Source organism: Streptomyces sp. NPDC001904, from assembly GCF_040297005.1.
Classification (GTDB): Bacteria; Actinomycetota; Actinomycetes; order Streptomycetales; family Streptomycetaceae; genus Streptomyces.
This window is the reverse complement of sequence record NZ_JBEOYI010000001.1, coordinates 266569-290701: the sequence shown is the minus strand read 5'-3', so window position 1 is coordinate 290701 and position 24133 is coordinate 266569. Positions and strand designations below refer to the sequence as shown.

At 71.5% G+C, this 24133-nt stretch carries 27 protein-coding genes and 1 riboswitch; of the genes, 14 read left to right on the top strand and 13 right to left on the bottom strand.

The window, feature by feature from the left end:
* Positions 1–9 precede the first annotated feature (9 nt).
* Positions 10–780, top strand: a complete 771-nt coding sequence (locus ABT127_RS01280; RefSeq protein WP_351443780.1) for an endonuclease/exonuclease/phosphatase family protein — start codon at positions 10–12, stop codon at positions 778–780.
* Position 781: 1 nt separating this feature from the next.
* Here ABT127_RS01280 and ABT127_RS01275 read toward each other — a convergent pair whose 3' ends face one another.
* The 4 genes from ABT127_RS01275 to ABT127_RS01260 all read right to left on the bottom strand — a co-directional run bounded on the left by ABT127_RS01275 (position 782) and on the right by ABT127_RS01260 (position 3982).
* Positions 782–1795: a CU044_5270 family protein gene (locus tag ABT127_RS01275; RefSeq protein WP_351443779.1), complete on the bottom strand. Its 1014-nt coding sequence runs from the start codon at positions 1793–1795 to the stop codon at positions 782–784.
* Complete coding sequence (locus tag ABT127_RS01270; protein WP_351443778.1) at positions 1788–2417, bottom strand: RNA polymerase sigma factor; 630 nt, start codon at positions 2415–2417, stop codon at positions 1788–1790. The genes ABT127_RS01275 and ABT127_RS01270 overlap by 8 nt, the downstream gene beginning before the upstream one ends.
* Positions 2418–2565: 148 nt before the next feature.
* Positions 2566–3171 (bottom strand): hypothetical protein, encoded by a 606-nt coding sequence (locus ABT127_RS01265; RefSeq protein WP_351443777.1) that lies wholly within the window; start codon positions 3169–3171, stop codon positions 2566–2568.
* A complete protein-coding gene (locus ABT127_RS01260; protein WP_351443776.1) occupies positions 3164–3982 on the bottom strand; it encodes an alpha/beta hydrolase in 819 nt (272 codons plus the stop codon). The genes ABT127_RS01265 and ABT127_RS01260 overlap by 8 nt, the downstream gene beginning before the upstream one ends.
* A gap of 195 nt (positions 3983–4177) precedes the next feature.
* On the opposite strand from ABT127_RS01260, the gene ABT127_RS01255 reads away from it, so the two are divergent.
* From ABT127_RS01255 to ABT127_RS01235, 5 genes are all read left to right on the top strand, one after another.
* Positions 4178–4957 carry a lysophospholipid acyltransferase family protein gene (locus tag ABT127_RS01255; RefSeq protein ID WP_351444047.1) on the top strand — a complete coding sequence of 260 codons (780 nt, stop codon included), beginning with the start codon at positions 4178–4180 and terminating at the stop codon, positions 4955–4957.
* A 29-nt stretch (positions 4958–4986) separates the two neighbouring features.
* Positions 4987–6207 (top strand): MacS family sensor histidine kinase, encoded by a 1221-nt coding sequence (gene macS, locus ABT127_RS01250; protein ID WP_351443775.1) that lies wholly within the window; start codon positions 4987–4989, stop codon positions 6205–6207.
* Between the two features lie 43 nt (positions 6208–6250).
* Complete coding sequence (locus tag ABT127_RS01245) at positions 6251–6952, top strand: response regulator (protein WP_351443774.1); 702 nt, start codon at positions 6251–6253, stop codon at positions 6950–6952.
* Positions 6953–7004: 52 nt separating this feature from the next.
* On the top strand, positions 7005–8033 hold the full coding sequence (locus ABT127_RS01240) for a 6-phosphofructokinase (RefSeq protein WP_351443773.1): 1029 nt from the start codon (positions 7005–7007) through the stop codon (positions 8031–8033).
* A gap of 73 nt (positions 8034–8106) precedes the next feature.
* Positions 8107–9105, top strand: a complete 999-nt coding sequence (locus ABT127_RS01235; protein WP_351443772.1) for a 2-hydroxyacid dehydrogenase — start codon at positions 8107–8109, stop codon at positions 9103–9105.
* Here ABT127_RS01235 and ABT127_RS01230 read toward each other — a convergent pair.
* Together ABT127_RS01230 and ABT127_RS39295 are read right to left on the bottom strand one after the other, a co-directional pair.
* The gene (locus ABT127_RS01230) at positions 9054–10943 is read right to left on the bottom strand and encodes an anthranilate synthase family protein (protein WP_351443771.1); all 1890 of its coding nucleotides are present in this window, start codon (positions 10941–10943) and stop codon (positions 9054–9056) included. The two genes, ABT127_RS01235 and ABT127_RS01230, sit on opposite strands and share 52 nt — an antisense overlap.
* Before the next feature lie 122 nt (positions 10944–11065).
* Positions 11066–11140 (bottom strand): trp operon leader peptide, encoded by a 75-nt coding sequence (locus ABT127_RS39295; RefSeq protein WP_502971612.1) that lies wholly within the window; start codon positions 11138–11140, stop codon positions 11066–11068.
* A gap of 100 nt (positions 11141–11240) precedes the next feature.
* On the opposite strand from ABT127_RS39295, the gene ABT127_RS01225 reads away from it, so the two are divergent.
* Entirely contained in the window at positions 11241–12593 is a 1353-nt protein-coding gene (locus tag ABT127_RS01225; RefSeq protein ID WP_351443770.1) for a class II 3-deoxy-7-phosphoheptulonate synthase, read from the top strand.
* 169 nt (positions 12594–12762) lie between these two features.
* On the top strand, positions 12763–13002 hold the full coding sequence (locus ABT127_RS01220) for a (2Fe-2S)-binding protein (RefSeq protein WP_351443769.1): 240 nt from the start codon (positions 12763–12765) through the stop codon (positions 13000–13002).
* Positions 13003–13013: 11 nt separating this feature from the next.
* On the opposite strand, the gene bfr is transcribed toward ABT127_RS01220, so the two are convergent.
* Positions 13014–13493: a bacterioferritin gene (gene bfr, locus ABT127_RS01215; RefSeq protein WP_111661814.1), complete on the bottom strand. Its 480-nt coding sequence runs from the start codon at positions 13491–13493 to the stop codon at positions 13014–13016.
* A gap of 176 nt (positions 13494–13669) precedes the next feature.
* Between bfr and ABT127_RS01210 the strand changes: the two genes are divergently transcribed.
* Positions 13670–14302 (top strand): sulfite oxidase-like oxidoreductase, encoded by a 633-nt coding sequence (locus ABT127_RS01210; protein WP_351443768.1) that lies wholly within the window; start codon positions 13670–13672, stop codon positions 14300–14302.
* Between the two features lie 23 nt (positions 14303–14325).
* On the opposite strand, the gene ABT127_RS01205 is transcribed toward ABT127_RS01210, so the two are convergent.
* The 6 genes from ABT127_RS01205 to thiO all read right to left on the bottom strand — a co-directional run bounded on the left by ABT127_RS01205 (position 14326) and on the right by thiO (position 20087).
* On the bottom strand, positions 14326–14853 hold the full coding sequence (locus ABT127_RS01205) for a DUF4396 domain-containing protein (protein WP_351443767.1): 528 nt from the start codon (positions 14851–14853) through the stop codon (positions 14326–14328).
* 85 nt (positions 14854–14938) lie between these two features.
* Positions 14939–15802, bottom strand: coding sequence for a deoxyribonuclease IV (locus ABT127_RS01200; RefSeq protein WP_351443766.1), 864 nt, complete (start codon positions 15800–15802; stop codon positions 14939–14941).
* A gap of 67 nt (positions 15803–15869) precedes the next feature.
* On the bottom strand, positions 15870–17807 hold the full coding sequence (gene pknB, locus ABT127_RS01195) for a Stk1 family PASTA domain-containing Ser/Thr kinase (RefSeq protein WP_351443765.1): 1938 nt from the start codon (positions 17805–17807) through the stop codon (positions 15870–15872).
* 89 nt (positions 17808–17896) lie between these two features.
* Positions 17897–18691, bottom strand: coding sequence for a thiazole synthase (locus tag ABT127_RS01190; RefSeq protein WP_351443764.1), 795 nt, complete (start codon positions 18689–18691; stop codon positions 17897–17899).
* Positions 18692–18699: 8 nt separating this feature from the next.
* The gene (gene thiS / locus ABT127_RS01185) at positions 18700–18900 is read right to left on the bottom strand and encodes a sulfur carrier protein ThiS (protein WP_351443763.1); all 201 of its coding nucleotides are present in this window, start codon (positions 18898–18900) and stop codon (positions 18700–18702) included.
* Positions 18897–20087 (bottom strand): glycine oxidase ThiO, encoded by a 1191-nt coding sequence (thiO, locus tag ABT127_RS01180; protein ID WP_502971605.1) that lies wholly within the window; start codon positions 20085–20087, stop codon positions 18897–18899. The genes thiS and thiO overlap by 4 nt, the downstream gene beginning before the upstream one ends.
* Positions 20085–20198, bottom strand: a riboswitch (TPP riboswitch). It overlaps the preceding gene by 3 nt.
* A gap of 52 nt (positions 20199–20250) precedes the next feature.
* On the opposite strand from thiO, the gene ABT127_RS01175 reads away from it, so the two are divergent.
* The 5 genes from ABT127_RS01175 to metF all read left to right on the top strand — a co-directional run bounded on the left by ABT127_RS01175 (position 20251) and on the right by metF (position 24113).
* The gene (locus tag ABT127_RS01175; RefSeq protein WP_351443761.1) at positions 20251–20625 is read left to right on the top strand and encodes an avidin-fold protein; all 375 of its coding nucleotides are present in this window, start codon (positions 20251–20253) and stop codon (positions 20623–20625) included.
* A 149-nt stretch (positions 20626–20774) separates the two neighbouring features.
* A complete protein-coding gene (locus ABT127_RS01170) occupies positions 20775–21938 on the top strand; it encodes an NAD(P)/FAD-dependent oxidoreductase (protein WP_351444046.1) in 1164 nt (387 codons plus the stop codon).
* Positions 21939–22021: 83 nt separating this feature from the next.
* Positions 22022–22387, top strand: a complete 366-nt coding sequence (locus tag ABT127_RS01165) for an Rv2175c family DNA-binding protein (RefSeq protein ID WP_351443760.1) — start codon at positions 22022–22024, stop codon at positions 22385–22387.
* A gap of 83 nt (positions 22388–22470) precedes the next feature.
* Positions 22471–23118: a thiamine phosphate synthase gene (gene thiE / locus ABT127_RS01160; RefSeq protein WP_351443759.1), complete on the top strand. Its 648-nt coding sequence runs from the start codon at positions 22471–22473 to the stop codon at positions 23116–23118.
* 74 nt (positions 23119–23192) lie between these two features.
* Positions 23193–24113 (top strand): methylenetetrahydrofolate reductase [NAD(P)H], encoded by a 921-nt coding sequence (gene metF / locus ABT127_RS01155; protein WP_351443757.1) that lies wholly within the window; start codon positions 23193–23195, stop codon positions 24111–24113.
* Positions 24114–24133: the final 20 nt, after the last annotated feature.

The following is a 24133-nucleotide window of genomic DNA, read 5'->3' as shown; positions in this document are numbered from 1 at the left end:
TTGATCGTCATGGACTCCGGCTCCCTCAGCGACCTTTCCGAACTGCCCAACTCCGTTACGGAACCCGACGGTTCGGCCGTCATCCGCGTCCTCAGCTACAACATCCGCTCGATGCGCGACAGCCCGGTCGCCCTCGCCCGGGTGATCAAGGCCTGCGCCCCGGACCTGGTGCTGATCCAGGAGGCGCCCCGGTTCTTCCGCTGGCGCAAGCAGCTCGCCAGGCTCGCCCGCGCCGCGAACCTGGTGCTCCTCTCCGGCGGCGGCAGCGCCGCGGGACCCGCGCTGCTCTGCTCCCTGCGCGCCACCGTCGAGCGGACCGAGGACGTGCTGCTCCCGCTCACCCCCGGCCTGCACCGGCGCGGCTTCGCCACCGCCGTCGTACGGTTCGGGGGCTCTCAGGGCCCACGGCTGGGCGTGATCAGCTGCCACCTGAGCCTGCAGAAGGACGAGCGGTACGCGCAGGGCGGGCTGCTGCTCGACCGGATCGCGGAGCTGGGCGTCGAGCACGTCGTCGCGGGCGGCGATCTCAACGAGCGGCCGGACGGACGGACCTTCCGGCGGCTGAGCGCGGCGCTCCAGGACTGCTGGGCGAAGGCGCCCTGGGGCGGCGAGTACACCTCGACGCCGGACGACCCCCATCAGCGGATCGACGCGATCCTCGCCACCAAGGGCGTGGAGGTGCTGGGGTGCGGGGTGCCGGACTTCCTCGACGCGGACGAACTGAGGGCGGCCACGGACCATCTGCCGGTCCTGGCCGCCCTCAGAATCCCCGCCGCGTGAGCTACGGGCGCTGCTTCACCTTGTCGGTGATCGCCCAGCTGTCCAGGTAGGAGAGCTGGGTGTACGTCTTCTTCTTCGCGCCGTCACCGGAGGTGCGGTCGTCCTTGAAGCCCAGGAACTCGTAGGTCTTCGGGTCGAAGATGAAGTAGCCGCCGAAGCTGGTGACGCCCTTGGGGAGCGTCGGGTCCTTGTACGTGATCGCCACGCCGGTCCGGCCCTTCGCGTCCTTCTGGTCCGGCACCGTCTTCACCCCCGGCACCTTGGCGAGCGCTTCGTACGCCGCCGGGCGCAGGCCCTCGGGCATCACCGGGACCAGCTTGAGCAGCCCGGCGAGGCTGAAGTGGATGAGGGACCAGTCCTGCGCGGTGATGTGGGCGAGCGAGTCGTTCTTGGCGGACCCGCCGTTCTTGTGGAGCAGCGAGAGGATCAGCTTCTCCGGGTCGGTGGGCAGCTTCTCCAGGACCGTCCAGTCCTGCGGCGGCCAGGAGGACTCGTTCTTCTTCAGGGGCTCCGACCACCAGCCCTTGCCGATCTCCATGACCCAGGAGCGCTGCGAGCCGTCGACCGAGCGCCAGTCCTCGTCGACGTGCGTCTTGGTCTCGCCCGTCTTCTGGTTCGTCTCCTTGATGATCTCCTTCGTGTAGATGAACTGGTCGTCGCGCGGCGGTGTCGCGGGCGCCTGGGAGTGCTCGCGTTCGTAGACGGCGGCCCCGGCCAGCACGGTACGGGCCGACACCGGCCGCACCGCCGGCTGTTCGGTCCGCTGAGCCGTGGCCGGCCCGGCGGAACCGCCGTCGTCGCGCACCGCCACCAGGACGGTCGCGGCGACCGCCGCCGTGGCCAGGCCCGTCACGGCGATCCGCAGACCGGGCCGCTGCCACAGCGGACGGCGGACCTCCATCGCGGACAGCAGGCGGGTACGGACCCGGTGGCGGGCGGCGGGGTCGAGGGGCGCGGCGTCCCCCTCCCAGGTGCTCAGTTCGTCGAGGGCCAGGTCGAGTTCGCGGTCAGTCATGGGCGGATGCCTCCCGGAGGGCGGTCGGAGCGGTCGGATCGGTGCCGCCCAGTGCTTCACGCAACGCGCTGCGAGCCCGGCTCAGGCGGGACCTGACCGTGCCCACCGGCACCCCCAGGGCCTCGGCCGTCTCCTCGTAGCCGAGGTCGGTCCAGGCCACGAGCAGCACCACGTCCCGCTGCCGCGCCGGCAGGGCGGCGAGAGCGGCCGCCAGTTCCCGGCGCAGACCGTGCGCGCCGGCCCGGGACACCGCGCGATCGGCCACCGGCTCCTCGTGCTCGACCGGCTCCGGCAGGCGGGACAGCGCCTTGAAGCGGCGCGCCTCCGCCCGGCGGTGCCGGCCGACGAGGTTGGTGGCGATCCCGAAGAGCCACGGGCGGGCGTCGTCGGACCTTGCCGGGTCGTAGCGGTGGCGCTGCTTGAAGGCGGTGGTGAAGGTCTCCGCCGTCAGATCCTCCGCCGCTTCGGGGCCGAGCCGCCGCGCCGCGTAGTGGTGCACGGCGTCGGCGTACCGGTCGAAGAGGGCGGCGAACTGTTCGGGCTCCTCCCGCGACCGCTCGATCGCCCGGGCGTCGCTCTCGTCGTGCTGAGACAGGCGGTGCTCCCGGGGTCTGACGGTCATCGGGGCTCCTTTCGTCCGTGTGAACGCCTTGAAGGCTTGGGCTGGTTCACCGGTACTTCGCCGCAGCGCCCGATCGGGTTCCGTCCGGCATGGCGAAGGCCCGGCCGGAAGCATCCGGGCCGGGCCTTCTTCCGCGTACTCGTGCAGGTCAGACGACCGCGCCGCGCCCCGGGTCGTCGTCCTCCTCGTCGCCCGACTGCATCCGGGCGACCAGCGTCGCGAATCCGCCGAGGAAGCCGCCGATGCAGAGCGTCGCCAGCCACCACGTCATGTCCCAGCCGAGCAGCACCGCGAGGAGCAGCAGCACCGGGCCGCCGACCACGGCCAGCCAGGCGAACTTCGCCGTGACGTCCGCCTCAGGGAGCTGCGGGTCCGGCTGCACGAAGTGGCCTTCGTCGTCGTCCCCGAGGTCGTCGTCGGACGGCTCGGACGCCGCATAGTCGCGCGGGCCCGGGGTCGCGGCGACGCCCGGGGCGAAGGAGACCGAGGAGCCGAGCGGCCCCGGGGTGTCCTGGCGCGGTCCCGCGTCGGGGGAGTCGTTGGTCTCCGGGTCCAGGAGCGCCAGGTCCTCCACCGACTTGAACGGCTTGGCACCCGGCGGGTCCGGCGGCTCGGCGCCGTACCCGGCGACGATCTCGGCCCAGGCGGCGTCCTCGTCGGCCGGCAGCAGGGGGTCGGGCTGCTGCCCGTCCGTCTGCTCCGGCTCCTGCGGCTCGGGCTTCTCGGGCTCCCGCCGCTCCTCCTGCTCAGCCACCGCTGGCCGTCCCTTCCGCACTGTCGCCGGGGCCTGTCCCACCCTCGCCGGGGATCTGGCCGACACGGGGGGCGATCCGGTCGACGAACGTCACGCTCTCGTCGAAGATCCGGTCCGCGTCATGGTCCAACGTCGCGACGTGGTAGCTCTGTTCCAGCAGGATCTCGGTGACGTCCGTCGACGAGACACGGCTGAGCACGCGCGCGGAGTCGGCCGGCGGCACCACGTGGTCCTGCACGCTGTGCAGCACCAGCAGCGGCTGGGTCACCTGCGGCAGCTCCCGGTCGACGAGCCGGAAGAACTGGCGCAGCTGGTGCGCCGCGTGCAGCGGCACCCGGTCGTAGCCGACCTCCTGCGAGCCCTCCTTGGCGATGTCGCTGGCGATCCCCTTGACGGTGGGCACCAGGTGCCGGGCGACGGGGAGCGCGTGCGCGGCCAGACCGTGCACCTTGTTCCCCGGGTTCACCAGAACGAGACCCGCCACCTCGTCCCCATGGCGGGCGGCCAGCCGCAGCGCGAGCGCGCCGCCCATCGACAGACCGAAGACGAAGACCTGCGCGCAGCGCTCCCTGAGATCGCGCAGGGCGCGGTCCACCTCCGCGTACCAGTCCTGCCATCCGGTGACCGACAGGTCCTCCCAGCGGGTGCCGTGCCCGGGCAGCAGGGGGAGCGAGACGGTCAGACCGCGCCCGGCCAGGTACTCCGCCCAGGGGCGCAGGGACTGGGGCGTTCCGGTGAAGCCGTGACAGAGGAGGACGCCGATCTCGCCGCCGTCGTGGCGGTACGGCTCGGCTCCAGGAAGGACCGGCACCTTCGGTCTCCTGTTCGTGGGTATGTGGGGACTACGGGGGCATCGGGAGTGAGGTCTTCACCGTACGCGACCGGACTGACACCGACCAGGGTCGTCGGGCTCCCTGACGGCCCTGCGGGTTAAGGTCTGATCCTCGGACCGATCCGCGTACGAGTCCGTGTACCGGGTCCGAGAACGAGGGAAGGCAGAGGGTTGATCTACGGCGCAATGAAGGTGGCCATCGGGGGGCCGCTCAAGCTCGGCTTCCGGCCGTGGGTGGAGGGTCTGGAGAACATTCCGGCCACCGGCCCGGCGATCCTGGCCAGCAACCACCTCTCCTTCTCCGACTCCTTCTTCCTGCCGACGATGCTCGACCGCAAGGTCACCTTCATCGCGAAGGCCGAGTACTTCACCACTCCGGGGGTGAAGGGCAAGCTGACGGCCGCCTTCTTCAAGGGGGTCGGACAGCTGCCGGTGGACCGCTCCGGTTCGCGCGGCGCGGGCGAGGCCGCCATCAAGAGCGGCATCGAGGTCCTGGAGCGCGGCGAGCTGTTCGGCATCTACCCGGAGGGCACGCGTTCGCCCGACGGCCGTCTCTACCGCGGCAAGCCGGGCGGCCTCGCGCGCGTGGCGCTCGCCACCGGCGCGCCCGTCATCCCGGTCGCGATGATCGACACGGAGAAGATCCAGCCGCCGGGCAAGGTCATGCCGAAGCTCATGCGCCCGGGCATCCGCATCGGCAAGCCGCTCGACTTCAGCCGCTACCAGGGCATGGAGGGCGACCGGTTCGTGCTGCGGGCCGTGACCGACGAGGTCATGTACGAGATCATGAAGCTCTCCGGCCAGGAGTACGTCGACATGTACGCGACCGCCGCCAAGCGGCAGATCGCGGACGCGGCGAAGGCCGAGAAGGAAGCGCAGAAGGAAGCCCAGAAAGAAGCGCAGAAGGAAGCGCAGAAGTCTGCGGAGAAGGGTGGCGAGCGGGGCGGCAGCTAGCCGCGCCGGCTCGTCGGGGGGTGGGGGACATGGGGAGCGCGACCCGGCGGGAACGCGTGGTGCGGATGTCGGTGGAGCAGCCGCTGTGGCGTGCCCTGACGGCCTACCGCGTGCTGACGATGGTGTACGCGATCGGGCTCTTCGCCTCCGCGTACGAGGTGTACGAGCGGCCCTGGGTCGGCATCGCCTACTACGCCGTGCTCGCGGTGTGGACCCTGGCGACGCTGCCCCAGGTGTCGGGCGCCCGGCGCTGCACCAAGCGGTTCCTCACCATCGACCTCGCCGTCGCGCTCGCCGGCATCCTGCTCTCCCCGGTCGCGGGACACGATCGGGCGGTCACCGGCGGTTCGACGCTGCCGTCGATCTGGACGGCGGGCGCGGTCCTCGCCTGGGCGCTCAAGGGCGGCTGGCGCTGGGCGGCCTTCGCCTCGGTCCTGATCGGCGCGGCCAACGTGGCGCAGCGCGGTGACGTCAGCCGCAGCACCATCCACAACGTCCTGCTGGTCTGCATCGCGGGCATAGCGATCGGCTACGTGGTCGAGGTGGCCCGCGCCTCCGAGCGGACCCTCGCCCGCGCCCTGGAGATCGAGGCGGCCACCCGGGAGCGGGAGCGCCTGGCCCGCGACATCCACGACAGCGTGCTCCAGGTCCTCGCCATGGTGCAGCGGCGCGGCACCGCCCTGGGCGGCGAGGCCGCCGAGCTGGGCCGGATGGCGGGGGAGCAGGAGATCGCGCTGCGCACCCTGGTCGCCGCGGGCCTGCGCCAGCCCTCCCGCGCCTCGGAGGACCTGTCCCAGGGGGCGGTCGTCCGGGCCGTCACCACCTATGCCGCGGCCGGCGCGTCGCCCGGCACGGACGGCCCGCGGGACCTGCGCCCGCTGCTCGCCCCGCACGCCGACGCCCGGACCACCTTCTCCGCGCCCGGCACCGCCGTCCTGATGCCGCCCGCCGCCGCCCACGAGCTGGCCGCCGCTGTCGGTGCCGCCCTGGACAATGTGCGGCAGCACGCGGGCGAGGACGCGCGGGCCTGGATCCTGGTGGAGGACGAGCCGGAGGCGGTGATCGTGACCGTACGGGACGACGGGCCCGGCATCCCGGAGGGCCGCCTCGCCGAGGCCGAGGGCGAGGGCAGGCTCGGGGTGGCCCAGTCCATCCGGGGCAGACTGCGCGACATCGGCGGCACCGCCGAGCTGATCTCCGTACCCGGCCAGGGCACCGAGGTCGAACTGCACGTACCGAAGAAGAAGTGAGCGGGCCCGGCAGGGCCGCACGGGGGAAGGCGGGACAGGAACGATGAGCGAACAGCGGGCCGAGCAGGGGCCGGCCGGGCAGAAGACGATCAGAGTGATGGTGGTCGACGACCACCCGATGTGGCGCGACGCCGTCGCCCGCGACCTGGCCGCCGCCGGCTTCGACGTCGTCGCCACGGCGGGCGACGGCGAGCAGGCGGTGCGCCGTGCCCAGGCCGCGGCCCCCGACGTCCTCGTCCTGGACCTGAACCTGCCGGCCAAGCCCGGTGTCCAGGTCTGCAAGGAGCTCGTCGCCGCCTTCCCCGCGCTGCGCGTCCTGGTGCTCTCCGCGAGCGGTGAGCACGCGGACGTCCTGGAGGCGGTGAAGTCCGGCGCGACCGGCTATCTCCTCAAATCCGCCTCGACGGACGAGCTGATCGACGCGGTGCGCCGCACGGCGGCCGGTGATCCGGTGTTCACTCCCGGCCTCGCGGGCCTGGTGCTCGGGGAGTACCGCCGTCTCGCCTCGGAGCCCGCCCCCGCGGCCGACACCGACGTGCCGAAGGCGCCCGAGCTGACCGACCGGGAGACCGAGGTGCTGCGCCTGGTCGCGAAGGGGCTGAGCTACAAGCAGATCGCCGAGCGGCTGGTCATCTCGCACCGCACGGTGCAGAACCACGTGCAGAACACCCTCGGCAAGCTCCAGCTGCACAACCGCGTCGAACTCGTCCGATACGCGATCGAACGGGGTCTGGACGACGCGTGACACCGCGCGGGACAGTTTCCTGAACTGCTCACCGTGACAAGGGAGTTACGCGATGAGGGTCGGAGTACTGACCGGCGGCGGCGACTGCCCCGGGCTCAACGCCGTTCTCCGGGGCATCGTCCGCAAGGGCGTCCAGGAGTACGGCTATGACTTCGTCGGCTACCGGGACGGCTGGCGCGGTCCCCTGGAGAACGACACCGTCCGTCTCGACATCCCCGCGGTCCGCGGCATCCTGCCCCGGGGCGGCACCATCCTCGGCTCCTCGCGCACCAACCCCTTCCAGGCGGAGGACGGGGTCCGCCGGGTGAAGGAGAACCTGGCCGCACAGGAGGTCGACGCCCTCATCGTGATCGGCGGCGAGGACACCCTGGGCGTCGCCGCACGCCTCACCGACGAGCACGGCGTCCGGGCCGTCGGCGTCCCGAAGACCATCGACAACGACCTCTCCGCCACCGACTACACCTTCGGCTTCGACACGGCCGTCGGGATCGCGACCGAGGCGATCGACCGGCTGCACACCACGGCCGAATCGCACATGCGGGTCCTCGTCGTCGAGGTCATGGGCCGGCACGCCGGCTGGATAGCCCTCCACTCCGGCCTCGCCGGCGGTGCCAACGTCATCCTCATCCCCGAACAGCGCTTCGACATCGAGCAGGTCTGCACCTGGGTCACCTCCCGCTTCCGGGCCTCGTACGCGCCGATCGTGGTCGTCGCGGAGGGCGCGATGCCGCGGGACGGCGACATGGTCCTCAAGGACGAGTCCCTCGACTCCTTCGGGCACGTGCGGCTGTCCGGGGTCGGCGAATGGCTGGCGAAACAGATCGAGAAGCGCACCGGCAAGGAGGCCCGCACCACCGTTCTCGGCCATGTGCAGCGCGGCGGGACTCCGTCGGCCTTCGACCGGTGGCTGGCGACGCGGTTCGGGTTGCATGCGATCGATGCCGTGCGGGACGGCGACTGGGGGGCCATGGTCGCCTTGCGGGGGACCGAGATCGTGCGGGTGCCCATCGCGGAGGCGACGGCTCGGCTGAAGACCGTCGACCCGGCTCTCTACGAGGAGGTCGGCGTCTTCTTCGGCTGAGGTGGTTCCGGGGCTCCGCCCCGGGCCCCGCTCCTCAATCGCCGGAGGGGCTTGTCCGGCCTAGACTCACCTCATGGAGATTCTCGCTTTTGGTGTGCAATCGGACGAAAAGCCCCTCATCGAGAAGGCCTTCGCGGGGCACCACGACGTCCGCTGCCTCGATGTCTTCCTCACCGAGGACACGGCCCCCATCGCGGCGGGCTACGAGATCATCTCCACCAGCGTCAACGCCACCCTGAACAATCGCGTCCTGCAGACCCTCGCGGCCGGCGGCACGCAGATGATCGCCCAGCGGTCCACCGGCTTCAACAACATCGACCTGGAGGTCGCCGAGCGCCTGGGCCTGACCGTGTCCCGGGTCTCGTACTACTCGCCGTACTCGGTCGCGGAGTTCGCCTGGTCCCTCGTGATGGCCGTCAACCGTCGCATCGTCCGGGCGAGCACCCGCACCCGCGACTTCGACTTCCGCCTCGACGGCCTGATGGGCCGCGACATGCACGGCCGCACCGTCGGCGTGCTCGGCACCGGCAAGATCGGTGAGGCGTTCACCCGGATCGCGCACGGCTTCGGGATGAACCTGCTCGGCTGGGACGTCGCCGAGAACCCGAACTGCACCGCCCTCGGCATGAAGTACGTCGAGAAGGAGCAGCTCTTCGCCGAGTCCGACGTGATCAGCCTGCACGTGCCGCTGCTCCCCGCCACCGAGCACATCGTCGACGCGGCCGCGCTGCGCGCCATGAAGGACGACGTGATCCTGATCAACTCCAGCCGCGGCGGCCTCGTCGACACCAAGGCGCTGGTCGCCGAGTTGCGCGAGGGCCGCTTCACCGGCGTGGGCCTCGACGTCTACGAGGCCGAAGCGGGCCTGTTCTTCCTCGACAAGTCCCTCGACGTCGTCGAGGACGACACCCTGGCCCGCCTCGTCACCTTCCCGAACGTGCTGGTCACGTCCCACCAGGCGTACTACACCGTGGACGCGATCGAGCAGATCATCGAGGCCACGGTGCAGAACGTGCTGGACTACCGGGCGGGCCGCCGCTCCGAGAACGTCCTGGTGCCGACCGTCACCTGAGTCAGCAGCTCCCGCACGATCCCGGCGCCGCGCAGCGACAGCACCGACTCCGGGTGGAACTGGACCGAGGCGAAGCCGGGCCCGCGCAGCGCGTGCACCTCACCGCCGGTGTCCCGGGCGACCTCCACCTCGTGGGCGGCCAGCTCGCGCGCGGCCTCGTCGTCGCAGGCCGCCACGAAGCTGTTGTAGAACCCGACGGTCTCGGTGCGGCCGAACAGCTCGATGTCGGTCTGCGCCCCCTGGTACGGCACCTCCTTGCGGACGATGTCCAGGCCCAGTTCGGCCGCGATCAGCTCGTGCCCCAGGCAGACGCCGAGGACACCGTGGCCGTGCGTGCGCAGCACCTCGGCGGTCAGGGAGCGCAGGAAACGCATCTTGGGGTCGGTGAGATCGGACGGATCGCCGGGACCCGGGCCGAGCACGACCGGCCCCTCGTGCGCGAGCACCCGCTCCCGCAGCCCCGCCACGCCCCCGTCGTCGTAGCGGCGCACGCTCACGTCGAGCCCCGAGGAGCGCAGCACGTGCGCCAGCATCGCGGTGAACGTGTCCTCGGCGTCCACGATCAGCGCGTGCCCGCCCGGCTCACCGGCCCGCTCCTGCATCCGCAGCCAGAACGGGGCCAGGGCGGCCCGGCGCCCGTCGAGCGCCGCCCGCACCCGCGGGTCGTCGGCCAGCGCCGGGCGCGCGCCCTCCTCGCGCGGCCGGGACGGCCGCACCCCCAGGGCGGCGAGCACCCCGGCGGCCTTCGCGTGCGTCTCGGCGACCTCGCCCAGCGGGTCCGAGCCGCGGACGAGCGTCGCGCCGACCGGCACCCGAAGGCGCCCGGTCGCCGTGTCGACGTCGGCGGTCCTGATCAGGATCGGCGAGTCCAGCGTCTGCGAGCCGCCCGCGTCCCGCCCGACCAGCGCCAGAGCCCCGGCGTAGTACCCGCGCCCACCGACTTCGTGCCGCTCGATGACCCGGCACGCGTTCTGCACCGGCGAGCCGGTGACGGTCGCCGCGAACATCGTCTCCTTCAGCACGTCCCGCACGTCGAGGGTCGACTTCCCGCGCAGCTCGTACTCGGTGTGCGCCAGGTGCGCCATCTCCTTGAGGCGGGGGCCGATCACGACCCCGCCCCGGTCGCCGACGGTGCACATCATCTTGAGTTCCTCGTCGACCACCATCGACAGCTCCTCGATCTCCTTGCCGTCGGCGAGGAACTCGAGCAGGCCGTCCGGGGTGGGTCCGGCCGCCGGATAGCGGTACGTGCCGCTGATGGGGTTCATGACGACGGTTCCGCCGGACATCCGCACGTGCACCTCGGGGCTCGCGCCCACCAGGGTGCGGTCGCCGGTGTGCACGACGAACGTCCAGTACGCGCCCCGCTCACCGTCGAGCAGCCGCCGGAACAGCGCGAGGGCGTCGGCCCGTGAGAACCCCGGGATCTCACCCTCGTACGTCCTGCGGATCACGAAGTTCGCGCCCTCGCCCCGCCCGATCTCCTCGCGCAGGACCCGGCCGACGATGTCGGCGTAGGTGTCGTCGTCGACGTCGAAGCCGCCGTCCCGGACGGCCACGCCGTGCCCGGGCAGCTGCCGCAGCGCGTCGGCGAGAGGGATCTCGTACGACTCCTCGGGGCGCAGGACGGCCAGCGGGGTCCCGTCGTCACGGACGTCGAAGCCGCGCTCGCGGATCTGCCGGAAGGGGACGAGCGCCAGGCCGTCGGGGATGTCCGCGAGCCTGTCGTACGTGGCGACCGGGCCGATCAGGACCTCGACCGTGTCGTGGTCGCGCCCCGGGGTGCGGCGGCGCAACAGGGCGAACGGGCGGTCGTCGGTCAGGAGCTGGTCGAGCATGGCAGGTGTTCCTTCCAGTGACTTTCGAGAGGAGAGTCGAGCGGGAGGAACGGCCGCCGCTTGTGTCGGAAAACACTGAAGGCCGCCCCTCGGGCGGCCTTCGCGGATTCGGATACGCGCAGTCAGTGGGCCGCCGGATGTGCGGTCCACCACCAGGTGCGGGTCAGGCTGGGCTTCTCCAGCGTCTGCGCGAACATGGGCCGAACCATACCCGAGCGACGGCTCAGACGTGTCCGACGCGTCTCAAAAGATGAGCGCCGGAATGGACACGCGACATGACCCCGTAATGTGGGCGAGGTGACCGTGAACGCTAAGACCAGCGCGAGCGCTGGCAACACCTGGCGAGACCTGCCCGCGGCGCAGCAGCCCGAGTACCCCGATGCCGAGGCTCTGCGCGATGTGATCGCGGACCTCGAGTCGTATCCGCCGCTCGTCTTCGCAGGCGAGTGCGACCAGCTGCGTACCCGCCTGGCGGCCGTCGCCAAGGGAGAGGCGTTCCTCCTCCAGGGCGGCGACTGCGCCGAGGCCTTCGACGCCGTCTCCGCAGATCACATCCGGAACAAGCTGAAGACCCTGCTCCAGATGGGTGCCGTACTGACGTACGCCGCCTCGGTGCCGGTCGTGAAGATCGGCCGGATCGCCGGCCAGTACTCCAAGCCGCGCTCCAAGCCGACCGAGACCCGCGACGGCGTCACCCTGCCGACCTACCGCGGCGACTCCGTCAACGGCTTCGAGTTCACCGAGGCCGCCCGCATCCCGGACCCCGAGCGCCTGAAGCGCATGTACCACGCGTCGGCCTCGACGCTGAACCTGGTGCGCGCCTTCACCACGGGCGGCTACGCGGACCTGCGCCAGGTGCACGCCTGGAACCAGGACTTCGTGAAGTCGTCCCCGTCGGGCCAGCGCTACGAGCAGCTCGCGCGCGAGATCGACAACGCGCTGAACTTCATGCGCGCCTGCGGCACCGACCCGGCCGAGTTCCAGACGGTCGAGTTCTACGCCTCCCACGAGGCGCTGCTGCTCGACTACGAGTCGGCGCTGACCCGCGTCGACTCCCGCACGGGCAACCTGTACGACGTCTCGGGCCACATGGTCTGGATCGGTGAGCGCACCCGGCAGCTGGACGGCGCCCACATCGAGTTCGCCTCGAAGATCCGCAACCCGATCGGCATCAAGCTCGGCCCGACGACGACGGCCGAGGAGGCGCTGCAGTACATCGAGCGCCTCGACCCCGACCGCGAGCCCGGCCGGCTGACCTTCATCGTCCGCATGGGCGCCGACAAGGTCCGCGACAAGCTGCCCGAGCTGGTCGAGAAGGTCACCGCCTCCGGCGCGACCGTCGCCTGGATCACCGACCCGATGCACGGCAACACGTACGAGGCGGCCTCCGGTCACAAGACCCGCCGCTTCGACGACGTGCTCGACGAGGTCAAGGGCTTCTTCGAGGTCCACAAGGCGCTCGGCACGCACCCGGGCGGCATCCACGTCGAGCTCACCGGTGACGACGTCACCGAGTGCGTGGGCGGCGGCGACGAGATCTTCGTCGACGACCTGCACCAGCGCTACGAGACGGCCTGCGACCCGCGGCTGAACCGCAGCCAGTCGCTCGACCTCGCGTTCCTGGTGGCGGAGATGTACCGCGACCAGTGAGGTCCTCTCGCTCTGCGTAAAGGCCGTGGGGCGCGGATCACAAGGATCCGCGCCCCACGGCACTTTTGTGCTCCCAGGAGGCCGGGTAAGGTTAGGTTAGCCTCACCGACAAATCGGGACGGCACCAACGATGAGCGTCGACTTCGTCCCGACCGGGAGGTGAACCCGCGTGTACGTCTGCAACTGCTTCGGCGTCACCGAGGCGCAGGTCAAGAAGCACGCGGACGACGGTGCCTCCACCCCGCGCCAGATAGCCTCGGCCTGCAAGGCCGGCACCGACTGCGGATCGTGCGTCCGCCGGATCCAGGCGCTGCTGGGCCGGGGCGCGTGCCCCCGCCGGGAACTCGTCGAGCAGGGTGAGACCGCCGTGGCCCTGGCGCCGCAGGCGGAGCTGCCGGACGCGGCCTAGACCCCCCGGGGTCAGCTCTCGGGCTGCTCGATGAGCTGCGCGATGTACAGCGGCTCGCCCAGCTTCTCCACCAGCTCCAGCTGCGTGTCGAGATAGTCGATGTGGTGCTCCTCGTCCTCGAGGATCGACTCAAAGATGTTTGCGGACGTGATGTCGCCCTTGGCGCGCATCACCTCGATGCCCCGCTTCAGACGGTCGATCGCCGCGACCTCGATCTGCCGGTCCGCCTGGAACATCTCGGTGACCGTCTGGCCCACCTGGACGTGGAAGAGCCGCTGGTAATTGGGCAGGCCGTCCAGGAAGAGGATCCGGTCGGTCAGCACCTCGGCGTGCTTCATCTCGTCGAACGACTCGGCCCGGGTGTACTTCGCGAGCTTCGTCCAGCCGAAGTTCTCCTGCATCTTGGCGTGCAGGAAGTACTGGTTGATCGCGGTGAGCTCGGCCGTCAGCTGCTCGTTGAGAAATTCGATGACCTCGGGGTCGCCCTGCATCGCAGAGGCTCCTTCCAAGCGGGTGGACTGGGCAGGTTTCGCGCATCCTCGCACCGGCACCCATACCCGTCCAGTAAGTGCACGCTTAGTAGGAGTTGCCCGAATCGATGATCGACTGTCGCCCGTCGACGTGGGCGTGGTCACGTCCACTGCCCGGTGTCTGTCAGGATGGAGGCATGGGTCATCCGGTGGAACGCGAGTCTGGGGGAGCAGTGCAGCAGGAGCTTCCGCCGGGACAGCGTCTGCAGCGCGGCTGGCCCGTCACGCACTACGGGCCGGTCCCCAAGTTCCGTCCCGAGCGCTGGGAGTTCAGGGTCTTCGGGGCCACCGCCGACGGCGACAAGCACACCTGGAACCACGAGGAGTTCTCGGCGCTGCCGTACGGCACCGTGGTCGGTGACCTGCACTGCGTCACGAAGTTCAGCATGGTCGGCGCCGAGTGGGGCGGGGTGCGGGCCTCGACCGTCCTGGAGCTGGCCCCGCCGGCCCCCGACGTCACCCATGTGATGGTCTGGGCCGAGTACGGCTTCAGCTCCAACCTCAGGCTCTCGGACTTCGTCTCCGAGCGCACCATCTTCGCCACCCACAAGGGCGGCGAACAGCTCACCGCCGAGCACGGCTTCCCGCTGCGCCTCGTGGTGCCGCACCTGTACGCGTGGAAGGGTCCCAAGTGGGTCCGCGGCGTCGAGTACATGACCGCGGACCGGCGGGGCTTCTGGGAGGAGCGCGGGTACCACAACGTGGGGGACCCGTGGCGCGAGCAGCGCTACTCGTACCAGGAAGGGCCCGGGGAAGGGCCCGAACTCTAGGGCCCGTCCCCGGGTGCCTGTCCTCAGTGGTGGTAGCGGTGCACCACCGCGTGGCCCTTGCCGCGGCCGATCATCCAGCGGTTGACCGGCATCGTCACCACGAAGGCCAGCGCGAGGGACACGGCGAGGGCGCCCCAGAACAGCACGTCGTCGAGGTGCGCGTCCATGGCGCTCGGCCACAGCGCGATGACGCCGTTGTCGATCAGCTCCATGACGGCGATCGAGAGGGTGTCGGCGGCGAGCGCGACCCGGAAGGCGGTCCGGAAGCCGACGCCCGCCCGCAGCACTCCGCGCAGCGTGAGGGAGTAGCCGAAGACGAAGGCCAGCGCGATCGCCAGCACCATCGTCGGCGCATTGCCCCAGCCGAGCGCGGTGCCGATCACCATCCCGAGGACCTCGCCGATGGCGCAGCCGGTGAGGCAGTGCAGGGTGGCCTGGGCCGCCGTCGACCAGCTGACCCTTGCGGCCCCGTGCCGGTCGTCGTGGGTGTGCTCGTGGCGGTGGTGCGTGTGCTGGGCGTGCTGCTGCCCGGTGTGCTCGTCGTGCCGCATGGGTCCCCCTGCGTCCGTCACGGTCCCTGTCACCGACGGCAACCACATACCCCCTAGGGGTATTCCCTCATGGGGGAGGACATCTCTACGGACGCAGCTCCTTGAGGCGGGCCACGTCCGCGGCGTGCCCTTCCTTGCCGCCGGGCGTCTCGATGACCAGGGGCACGTTCTCGGTCGCCGGATGCGCCATGAGCTCGCGGAACGGATCGGCGCCGATGTGGCCGGAGCCGATGTTCTCGTGCCGGTCCTTGTGGGCGCCCGCGACATCCTTGGAGTCGTTGGCGTGGATCAGCTTGAGGCGGCCCTCGCCGACCGTCTCCACGAGCAGATCGAGGGTCTGCTTCATCCCGGCCGGGCCGGTCAGGTCGTGGCCCGCCGCGAAGATGTGGCAGGTGTCGAGGCAGACGCCCAGCTTGGGGTGGCGGTCGAGCGCGTCGAAGTACGGGCCGAAGTCCCAGGTCCGCGAGCAGAGCGACGCGCCCTGCCCGGCGGTCGACTCCAGGAGCAGAAACGGATCGTCGTCGTGCGTCAGCTCGTCGAGCAGCGGCAGCATGTGCTCCCGCACCTGCGCCAGCGCGACCTCGCGCGGCCGGCCGCCGGTGGCGGAACCGGTGTGCACGACCACGCCCAGGGCGCCGATCTCGCGGCCGCGTCGCAGGGAGTGGCGCAGCGACTCCACGGACTTCTCGACGGTGGCCTCGGTGTGCGACCCGAAGTTGATCAGATAGGGCGCGTGGACGTACGCGGGAATGTTCCCGGCGGCGCACGCGGCGCGGAACTCCTCGTCCTGCCGGGGGTTGCCGGTGGGAGTGGCCCAGCCGCGCGGGTTGGCGACGAAGACCTGGACGGTTTCGGCCTTGAGGTCACGCGCGTAGGACAGCCCTACGGAGGCGAGGCCGCCGGCCACGGGGACGTGACCGCCGATCGGGTTGCGGATGCTGCTGTTCACCCGGCCCAGGGTGTCATGGTGCGCGGGGGCGGTCCGGACGCGGGCCCCCGGGCGGGGGCCCGCCGGACTACCTGATCGTGATCTTGATCGTCGATCCCTTGGGGGCCTCGTCGCCGCCCTCCACGGACTGCTTGTCGACATGGTCGCCGAACAGCCCGAGCAGCCCCCGGTCCTCGTCGACCTGGAACCCGGCGTCCTCCAGCGTGGACGTCGCCTCGTCGACCTTCATGCCCGTGACGTCCGGGACCTCGACCATGACGGGCCCCTTGGAGATCGTCAGGGTCACGGTGTCGCCCTCGGCGAGCTGCTTGCCCTCGCCGGGAGACTGCTCGGCCACGTCGCCCTTGTCCTCGTCCGAGTTGACCCGCTCCGGTGCGATCTTCGCCTTCAGGCCCGCGTCCGCCAGGTCGGCGACCGCGCCCTCCTGGGACTCACCGGTGACGTCGGGGACGTCGACGGGGGAGCCCTTGGAGACGACGAGGGCGACCGCCGCGCCGGACCTGCGCGTCGAGCCCGCCTTCGGGTCCGTGCTGATCACGGAGCCCTTGGCGACGTCCTCGCTGAACTCCTTGGTGACCATGCCCGGTTCGAGCCCCGCGTCCTTGAGCCCGCTCCTGGCCTTGGCCAGCGCGGTGCCCTTGAGATCGGGGACCTTCACGGTCTCGGGGCCCTTGGACACCGTCAGGTTCACCGTGCCGTTGTCCCTGATGCGGCTGCCGGGCGCCGGGTCGCTGCCCATGACCGTGCCCCGGTCGTAGGCGTCGCTGTACTTCTCGGTGACCTTGCCGAGGTTCAGGCCCGCTCCCTCGACGCGGCGCTCGGCGTCGGCCCGGCTCTGGCTCAGGATCGTGGGGACCTTGGTGAACTGGCCCGAGTTGATGTACCAGACGCCCGTGCCGATGCCCAGGGCCAGCAGCACCGCCGCGATGATCACGAAGAGGCCGCGGCGCGGTCGGCCGCCCGCGCCGCGCGGCGGAGCCGGCGGCATGGGCGGCGGGCTCTGGAGCACGCTCGTGCGGTCGTACCGGTCCTCGTCCTGCGTCGGCAGCGGAAGCTGCACCGAGGTGGCGCCCACCGCGCGCGGGATCACGCTCGTCCGGTCGTCGGCCCCCACGTGCTCCGCCTCCAGGGCCTGCGGCGGCACCGCGTCCAGCTGGGCGTCGGACAGCGTCGCCCGGGCCGCGCGGACCTGGGCGAGGAACGCCACCGCGTCGTAGGGGCGGACACCGGGGTTGCGGGCCGTCGCCGAGGCGACCAGCTCGTCCAGCTCGTAGGGCAGACCGGGGACGGAGGCCGACGGCGGCGGCACGTCCTCGTTGAGGTGCTTGTACAGGACCTGCGCGGGGGAGTCCCCCAGGTGCGGCTTGCCGCCGGTCAGCATCTCGTACAGGACGACCCCGCACGCGTAGACGTCCACCGAGGGCGTCGCCGTGCCGTGCTCGATCTGCTCGGGCGCCAGATACGACACCGTGCCGAGGACCGATCCCGTGGTGTTGGTGACCGTGTCCACCGCGCGCACGAGACCGAAGTCGGCGACCTTCACCCGGCCGTCGTCGCCTATCAGCACGTTCTCCGGCTTCATGTCGCGGTGCACGAAGCCCGCGCGGTGCGCCGCTCCGAGCGCGGCGAGCACCGGCTCCAGGATGTCGAGGGCCGCGCGAGGGCGCAGCGCCCCGCGGTCGCGCAGGACGTCGCGGAGCGTGCAGCCCGCGATGTACTCCATCGCCAGATAGACGTACTGGCCGTCCGTGCCCTGGTCGTAGACGCCCACCACATTGGGGTGCGAGAGCCGGGCCACCGATTTGGCCTCGCGGATGAACCGGTCGACGAACGTGACGTCGGCCGCCAGCGACGGATGCATCACCTTGATCGCGAGCACGCGGTCGAGGCGGGTGTCCACGGCCCGGTAGACCGTGGCCATCCCGCCGACCGCGATGCGTGCGTCGATGCGGTACCGGGCATCGAGCACATGCCCGAGCAACGGGTCCTGAAGGGTCGTGTCCACGCAGGGAGTCTACGAGGAGCGACCGACAGGCCGGTCCCGTGCGGCAGGACCGGACCCGTACTGCAGCAGAGCTGTGACCGGCGGAGGTGTCAGAAGGCGGGGCGCTCGGGATCGAGGTGCGCGCGCCCCTCCCGGGGCGAGGACGCCTCGGCGAAATGGCGCCGGGGGATCCGCCCCGCGCGGTACGCGAGGCGTCCCGCCTCCACCGCGTGCCGCATGCCGTCGGCCATGAGGACCGGCTCCTGCGCGCGGGTCACCGCCGAGGCGAGCATCACACCGGCGCAGCCCAGTTCCATGGCGAACGCCACATCGGACGCCGTGCCCGCGCCCGCGTCCAGGATCACCGGAACGCGCGCCTGCTCGACGATCAGCTGGAAGTTGTGCGGATTGCGGATGCCGAGCCCGGAGCCGATGGGGGAGCCCAGCGGCATGACCGCCGCACAGCCCACGTCCTCCAGCCTGTGGGCCAGCACCGGGTCGTCGTTGGTGTACGGCAGGACGGTGAAACCGTCGTCGACCAGCGTCTCTGCGGCGTCGAGCGTCTCGACGGGGTCCGGCAGGAGGGTGCGCTCGTCCGCGATGACCTCCAGCTTGATCAGGTCCGTACCCAGCGCCTCGCGCGCGAGGCGGGCCGTGAGCACCGCCTCGCCGGCGGTGAAGCAGCCCGCGGTGTTCGGCAGCACCCCGATGCCCAGCTTCTCCAGGACCGACAGGACCGAGCCGTGCACGTCGGCGCTGACGCGCCGCATCGCCACCGTGGTCAGCTCGGTGCCGGAGGCGACGAGCGAGCGTTCGAGGACGTCGAGGCTCGGCGCCCCGCCCGTGCCCATGATCAGGCGCGAGGAGTACGTGGTGCCGCCGAGGACGAAAGCGTCGTCAGCCATGGATGGGTTCAGCCTCCTTGGACGGCGGTGAGGACTTCGACGCGGTCTCCCTCGGAGAGCGCGGTCAGCGGCCACCGGGTGCGCGGCACGACCGTCTCGTTGAGCGCGGCGGCGACTCCGGAGTGCGCGCTGGTGAGCGTGGCCACCAGGGCGCCGAGGGTGACCCCGGCGGCCACGGTGTGCGGCTCGCCGTTCACAGTGACGTTCATGCGGGCTGCTCCAGGACGGCGGCGCCGAACCGCCTCGGGGTGAACGGACGTGCTTCTTCGGGGAGTTCACCGGTGACCAGGACATGCGCCAGGGCGTCGCCGGTGACCGGGGTGAGCAGCACGCCGTTGCGGTGGTGGCCGGTGGCGAGGTGCAGGCCGGGCAGCGCGGTCGGGCCCAGCAGCGGGGCGTTGTCGGGCGAGCCCGGGCGCAGGCCCGCGCGGGTCTCCGTCAGCGGCAGTTCCGTGATGCCGGGGACGAGTTCGTGGGCGTCGCGCAGCAGCTCGTAGACGCCGCCCGCGGTGACCGTGGTGTCCCAGCCCAGCTCCTCGCTGGTCGCGCCGACGACCAGCTCTCCGTTGACGCGCGGGACCAGATAGACGTGGCTGCCGCGGACCACCGCGCGCACGGTGCGGCTCAGGAACGGCGCGTACCGTCGCGGCACCGTCAGCCGCAGCACCTGGCCCTTGACCGGCCGGACGGGCGGCAGCACCTCGTCGGGGACCCCCGCGAGCTGTCCGCTGCGGCTCCCGCCCGCCAGCACGACCTGTCCGGCGTCGAGGTCGGTCCCGTCGGCGAGCGTGACACCGCACGCCCGGTCCCGGACGACACGGAGCCGGTCGGCCCACGCCCGGCGCAGGATCACCCCGGAGCGCTCGCAGGCCGTCAGCAGGGCGCTCGCGAGCCTTCTCGGATCGATCTGGTGGTCGCCGTCGACCCGCAGGCCCCCGCGCACGCCCGGCGCGAGCATCGGCTCCAGGCGACGGCAGTCCCGGCCCGACAGCCACTCGGAGTCGAGGCCCGACTTCGTCTGCAGCGCGTGCAGTTCACGCAGGTGGGCCCGGTCGTCGGCGTCGAGCGCGACGGCGAGCGTGCCGCACGCGCGGTAGCCGAGATCCTGCCCGGTGACCTCGGAGAGCTCGGCGGCGAACTCCGGATAGCGGGCGGCCGAGGCGACGTTCAGGCCGAGCAGCGTCTGCTCGCCGAAGTGCAGCTCGGTGACGGCGGCCAGCATGCCCGCGGCCACCTGGGCGGCCCCGCCGCCCGGTTCGGGGTCCACGACCACGACGGACAGACCGCGCTGCGCGGCCCGCCACGCGGTGACCAGGCCGATGATGCCGCCCCCGACGACGAGGACGTCGGCGGCTTCGTCCACAGGGTTCGATGGTGTGGGTGGCGTACGCGACATGGGCGTCCAGCCCCTCCCTTCGCCGGCATGACCCGGATCAGGTTCGTACGGTCGGAGGCCGCTCCAGCCTCCCTCTCAGCCCGCTGCGTACGGGCTCCCGCGAGTGCTTTACGGTGGCCACCCTAGCCCTTCGGTCCCCGCCCCAGTAAGGGAGCCCTCGCCCGTGGCCCGTTCGCTCGACGGCCTCTTCCTGGCCCCTGTCGCCGACCAGGCGCCGGGCCAGGTGGGGACCAGCACCCGCTTCGCCTACCACGAGCGGGACGGCCGGATCTGGGCCGACTACGCGGGCGGCGACGTCGTCCGCGGACACCTCGTGGGCACCCGCTCCGGCGACCGGCTCGACTTCCGTTACGTCCAGCTGAAGACCGACGGGTCCACCTCCTCGGGGCACTGCCTCTCCGCCGTGTCCGAACTGCCCGACGGGCGCGTGCGGCTCGACGAGACGTGGCGTTGGGAGTCGCAGGAGGGCCGCGGCACCAGCGTCGTCGAGGAGATCGGGCCCGCCGGCGCCCCCCTTTCGACCGCTGTTGATCACTAAACCCGGTGACACGTGTGCAGGACGTCACGGCGCTCCAGTGGCCCGCTCCGCTGACTGACGCAAGATCAGGTGCCTAAGGTGATCCCGTGAGCGAGCAGCGGAACGGGAACGAGGCCTCGGCGCGACGCGTCGTCATCGTCGGTGCGGGCATGGCCGGAGTGCAGACGGCGGTGGCCCTGCGCGAACAGGGCTTCCCGGGCACGGTGACGCTGCTCGGCGCCGAGCCCCACCAGCCCTACGACCGGCCGCCGCTGTCCAAGGCGGTGCTGCTGGGCAAGGCCGAGGGCTCCGCCTTCGACGTCGACTTCGAGGCGCTCGGCGTCACCCTGGAGCTGGGCCGCGAGGTCACCGGCCTGCGCCCCGGCGACCACGAGCTGGACACTGCGCAGGGCCCCGTCCCGTACGACGTGCTGGTCGTCGCCACCGGCGCCGAACCGGTGCGGCTGCCGGGCACCGAGGGCGTCCCCGGGGTGCATCTGCTGCGCACCCTCGACGACGCCGAGCGGCTGCGGCCCGTCCTCGCCGAGCAGCACGACGTGGTCGTCGTGGGCGCGGGCTGGATCGGCGCCGAGTTCGCCACCGCCGCGCGCGAGGCAGGCTGCCGGGTCACCGTCGTGGAGGCCGCCGAGCGGCCGCTGGCCGGGGCGCTGCCCGCCGAGGTCGCGGCCCCCATGGCGGCCTGGTACGCGGACTCGGGCGCCGAACTGCGCACCCGCGCGCGCGTGGAGCACGTCGAACCGGGGGCCGTGGTCCTGGACGACGGCACGCGCCTGCCCGCCGGGGCCGTCGTCGTCGGCATCGGCGCCCGCCCCGCCACCCGCTGGCTGGCCGGCTCCGGCATCGCCCTGGGCGCCCACCGCGAGGTGCTGGCCGACGAGGCGCTGCGCACCTCCGTGCCCGACGTGTACGCGGTGGGGGACTGCTCGTCGTTCCCCTCGGCCCGCTACGGACAGCGGCTGCTGGTCCACCACTGGGACAACGCCCTGCAGGGCCCGCGCACCGTGGCGGCGAACATCATCGGGGAGACGCCCGCCGTCTACGACCCGGTGCCCTACTTCTGGTCCGAGCAGTTCGGCCGCTTCGTGCAGTACGCGGGCCACCACGAGAGCGCCGACACGGCCGTGTGGCGCGGCGACCCGGCGGGCGCCGCCTGGTCGGTGTGCTGGCTGCGCGACGGCGCCCTGGTGGCCGTCCTCGCGGTCGGCAAGCCCCGTGACCTGGCCCAGGGCCGCAAACTCATCGAGGCCGGCACGGTCCTCGACCCCGGCCGGCTGGCCGATCCCGCCCGCCCGCTGAAGTCCGCCGTGGCCTGACCGGGGCGCCGGGCCGCTCCTGGAAACACCTGGTCAGACGGTCCCGGCTTCCGACTGTCAGTCCGGGATGGCAGGCTTGTCCCGTGACCGAGATTGACGCAAAGATCGATGCTCTCGTCCCCGAGTGGCTGACCCTCCCCGACATCGCCGAGCAGATGGACATCGAGGTGACGCGCGTGCGCCAGCTGGTGAAGGAAGGCCAGGTGATCGCCGTACGCCGCGGGGAGAACCGCGCGCTGCACGTGCCCGCCGCCTTCATCGACGGCGACAAGATCGTCAAGGGGCTGGTCGGCCTCCTGACGGTTCTGCGGGACGACGGCTTCTCCGACGAAGAGATGCTGGAGTGGCTCTTCACCGCCGACCCGACCCTGCCGGGCACGCCCGCGCAGGCGCTGAGCGAGAATCGCGGCACGGAGGTGAAGCGCCGCGCCCAGGCGCTCGCCGTCTGACCTGATCGCCGTCCGGTGTGCGGGTCCCCCGTCGTGGGGGGCCCGCACACCGCCGACACCGCACCATCTACGGGGGGATCTCCATGGCTGACGTCCAGCGTGCCCGGCTCGCCGACGCGCGGCTCTATCTGTGCACCGACGCGCGCAAGCGCCAGGGAGACCTCCCGGAATTCCTCGACGCCGTCCTGGCGAACGGGGTGGACATCGTCCAGCTGCGCGACAAGGGCATGGAAGCCGGCGAGGAGCTGGAGCACCTCGCCGTGTTCGCCGAGGCGGCCCGCCGCCACGGCAAGCTGTTCGCGGTGAACGACCGGGCGGACGTCGCCCACGCGACCCGCTCGGACGTGCTGCACCTGGGCCAGGGAGACCTGCCCGTGCCCGCCGCCCGCGCCGTCCTCGGCGCCGACGTGCTCATCGGGCGCTCCACGCACGCCGAGGCGGAGGCCGAGGCGGCCGCCGTCCAGGACGGCGTGGACTACTTCTGCACCGGCCCCTGCTGGCCGACCCCCACCAAGCCGGGGCGCCACGCACCGGGCCTCGACCTCGTGCGCCACACCGCGGCCCTCGGGACCGACCGCCCCTGGTTCGCCATCGGCGGCATCGACCTGGGGAATCTCGACGAGGTCCTGGAGGCCGGCGCCCGCCGTGTCGTGGTCGTGCGGGCCGTCACCGAGGCCGACGATCCGGCCGCCGCCGCGGCCGAGTTCGCCAAGCGTCTGCGTTCCGCGTGACATGAGGCTCCGGCCCCTGTCCGCAGGGTGGACGGGGATTAGGGTCTGCCGTATTCCGTCAGTAACCTGCCCGTATGGCCCTAGGTACCCCTTCCACCAGGACTGATCGCGCCCGCACCGTGCGCGACATGCTCGCGACCGGCAAGACGACATACTCCTTCGAGTTCTCCGCGCCGAAGACCGCCAAGGGCGAGCGCAACCTGTGGAACGCGCTGCGCAGGGTCGAGGCCGTCGCTCCCGATTTCGTCTCCGTGACGTACGGCGCGGGCGGCTCCACGCGCGCGGGCACCGTCAAGGAGACCGAGCAGATCGTCGCGGACACGACACTCACGCCGGTGGCCCACATCACCGCCGTCGAGCACTCCGTCGCCGAACTGCGCAACATCATCGGGCAGTACGCCGACGCCGGGATCCGGAACATGCTCGCGGTGCGCGGCGATCCGCCCGGCGACCCGATGGGTGACTGGATCTCGCACCCCGAGGGGCTGACGTACGCGGCCGAACTCGTCGAACTGATCAAGGAGTCCGGCGACTTCTGCGTGGGCGTCGCGGCCTTCCCCGCGATGCACCCGCGCTCCGCTGACTGGGACTCCGACGTGCGGCATTTCGTCGACAAGTGCCGTGCGGGCGCCGACTACGCGATCACCCAGATGTTCTTCTACCCGGAGGAGTACCTGCGGCTGCGCGACAAGGTCGCCGCCGCCGGCTGCGACACCCCGATCATCCCCGAGTGCATGCCCGTGACGAGCGTGCGGATGCTCGAACGCCTGCCCAAGCTGAGCAACGCGGACTTCCCTCCGGCGCTGAAAGAGCGGATCCTCACAGCCAAAGACGATCCGGCCGCTGTACGCTCCATTGGCATCGAGTTCGCTACCGAGTTCTGCGCCAAGCTGCTTGACGAGGGAGTGCCGGGTCTGCACTTCATTACGCTCAACAACTCGACTGCGACGCTGGAAATCTACGAAAACCTGGGCCTGCACGATCTGCGGGCCTGATGGGCCGTACCCACCCGGGG

What these genes read in the sequence shown, in the direction of transcription:
- ABT127_RS01280 (WP_351443780.1), top strand. Translation starts at nt 10, where the DNA reads ATGGACTCCGGCTCCCTCAGCGACCTTTCCGAACTGCCCAACTCCGTT.
- ABT127_RS01275 (WP_351443779.1), bottom strand. Translation starts at nt 1,795, where the DNA reads ATGACTGACCGCGAACTCGACCTGGCCCTCGACGAACTGAGCACCTGG.
- ABT127_RS01270 (WP_351443778.1), bottom strand. Translation starts at nt 2,417, where the DNA reads ATGACCGTCAGACCCCGGGAGCACCGCCTGTCTCAGCACGACGAGAGC.
- macS (WP_351443775.1), top strand. Translation starts at nt 4,987, where the DNA reads ATGGGGAGCGCGACCCGGCGGGAACGCGTGGTGCGGATGTCGGTGGAG.
- ABT127_RS01245 (WP_351443774.1), top strand. Translation starts at nt 6,251, where the DNA reads ATGAGCGAACAGCGGGCCGAGCAGGGGCCGGCCGGGCAGAAGACGATC.
- ABT127_RS01240 (WP_351443773.1), top strand. Translation starts at nt 7,005, where the DNA reads ATGAGGGTCGGAGTACTGACCGGCGGCGGCGACTGCCCCGGGCTCAAC.
- ABT127_RS01235 (WP_351443772.1), top strand. Translation starts at nt 8,107, where the DNA reads ATGGAGATTCTCGCTTTTGGTGTGCAATCGGACGAAAAGCCCCTCATC.
- ABT127_RS01230 (WP_351443771.1), bottom strand. Translation starts at nt 10,943, where the DNA reads ATGCTCGACCAGCTCCTGACCGACGACCGCCCGTTCGCCCTGTTGCGC.
- bfr (WP_111661814.1), bottom strand. Translation starts at nt 13,493, where the DNA reads ATGCAGGGCGACCCCGAGGTCATCGAATTTCTCAACGAGCAGCTGACG.
- ABT127_RS01210 (WP_351443768.1), top strand. Translation starts at nt 13,670, where the DNA reads ATGGGTCATCCGGTGGAACGCGAGTCTGGGGGAGCAGTGCAGCAGGAG.
- ABT127_RS01205 (WP_351443767.1), bottom strand. Translation starts at nt 14,853, where the DNA reads ATGCGGCACGACGAGCACACCGGGCAGCAGCACGCCCAGCACACGCAC.
- ABT127_RS01190 (WP_351443764.1), bottom strand. Translation starts at nt 18,691, where the DNA reads ATGGCTGACGACGCTTTCGTCCTCGGCGGCACCACGTACTCCTCGCGC.
- thiS (WP_351443763.1), bottom strand. Translation starts at nt 18,900, where the DNA reads ATGAACGTCACTGTGAACGGCGAGCCGCACACCGTGGCCGCCGGGGTC.
- thiO (WP_502971605.1), bottom strand. Translation starts at nt 20,087, where the DNA reads ATGTCGCGTACGCCACCCACACCATCGAACCCTGTGGACGAAGCCGCC.
- ABT127_RS01170 (WP_351444046.1), top strand. Translation starts at nt 20,775, where the DNA reads ATGGCCGGAGTGCAGACGGCGGTGGCCCTGCGCGAACAGGGCTTCCCG.
- thiE (WP_351443759.1), top strand. Translation starts at nt 22,471, where the DNA reads ATGGCTGACGTCCAGCGTGCCCGGCTCGCCGACGCGCGGCTCTATCTG.
- metF (WP_351443757.1), top strand. Translation starts at nt 23,193, where the DNA reads ATGGCCCTAGGTACCCCTTCCACCAGGACTGATCGCGCCCGCACCGTG.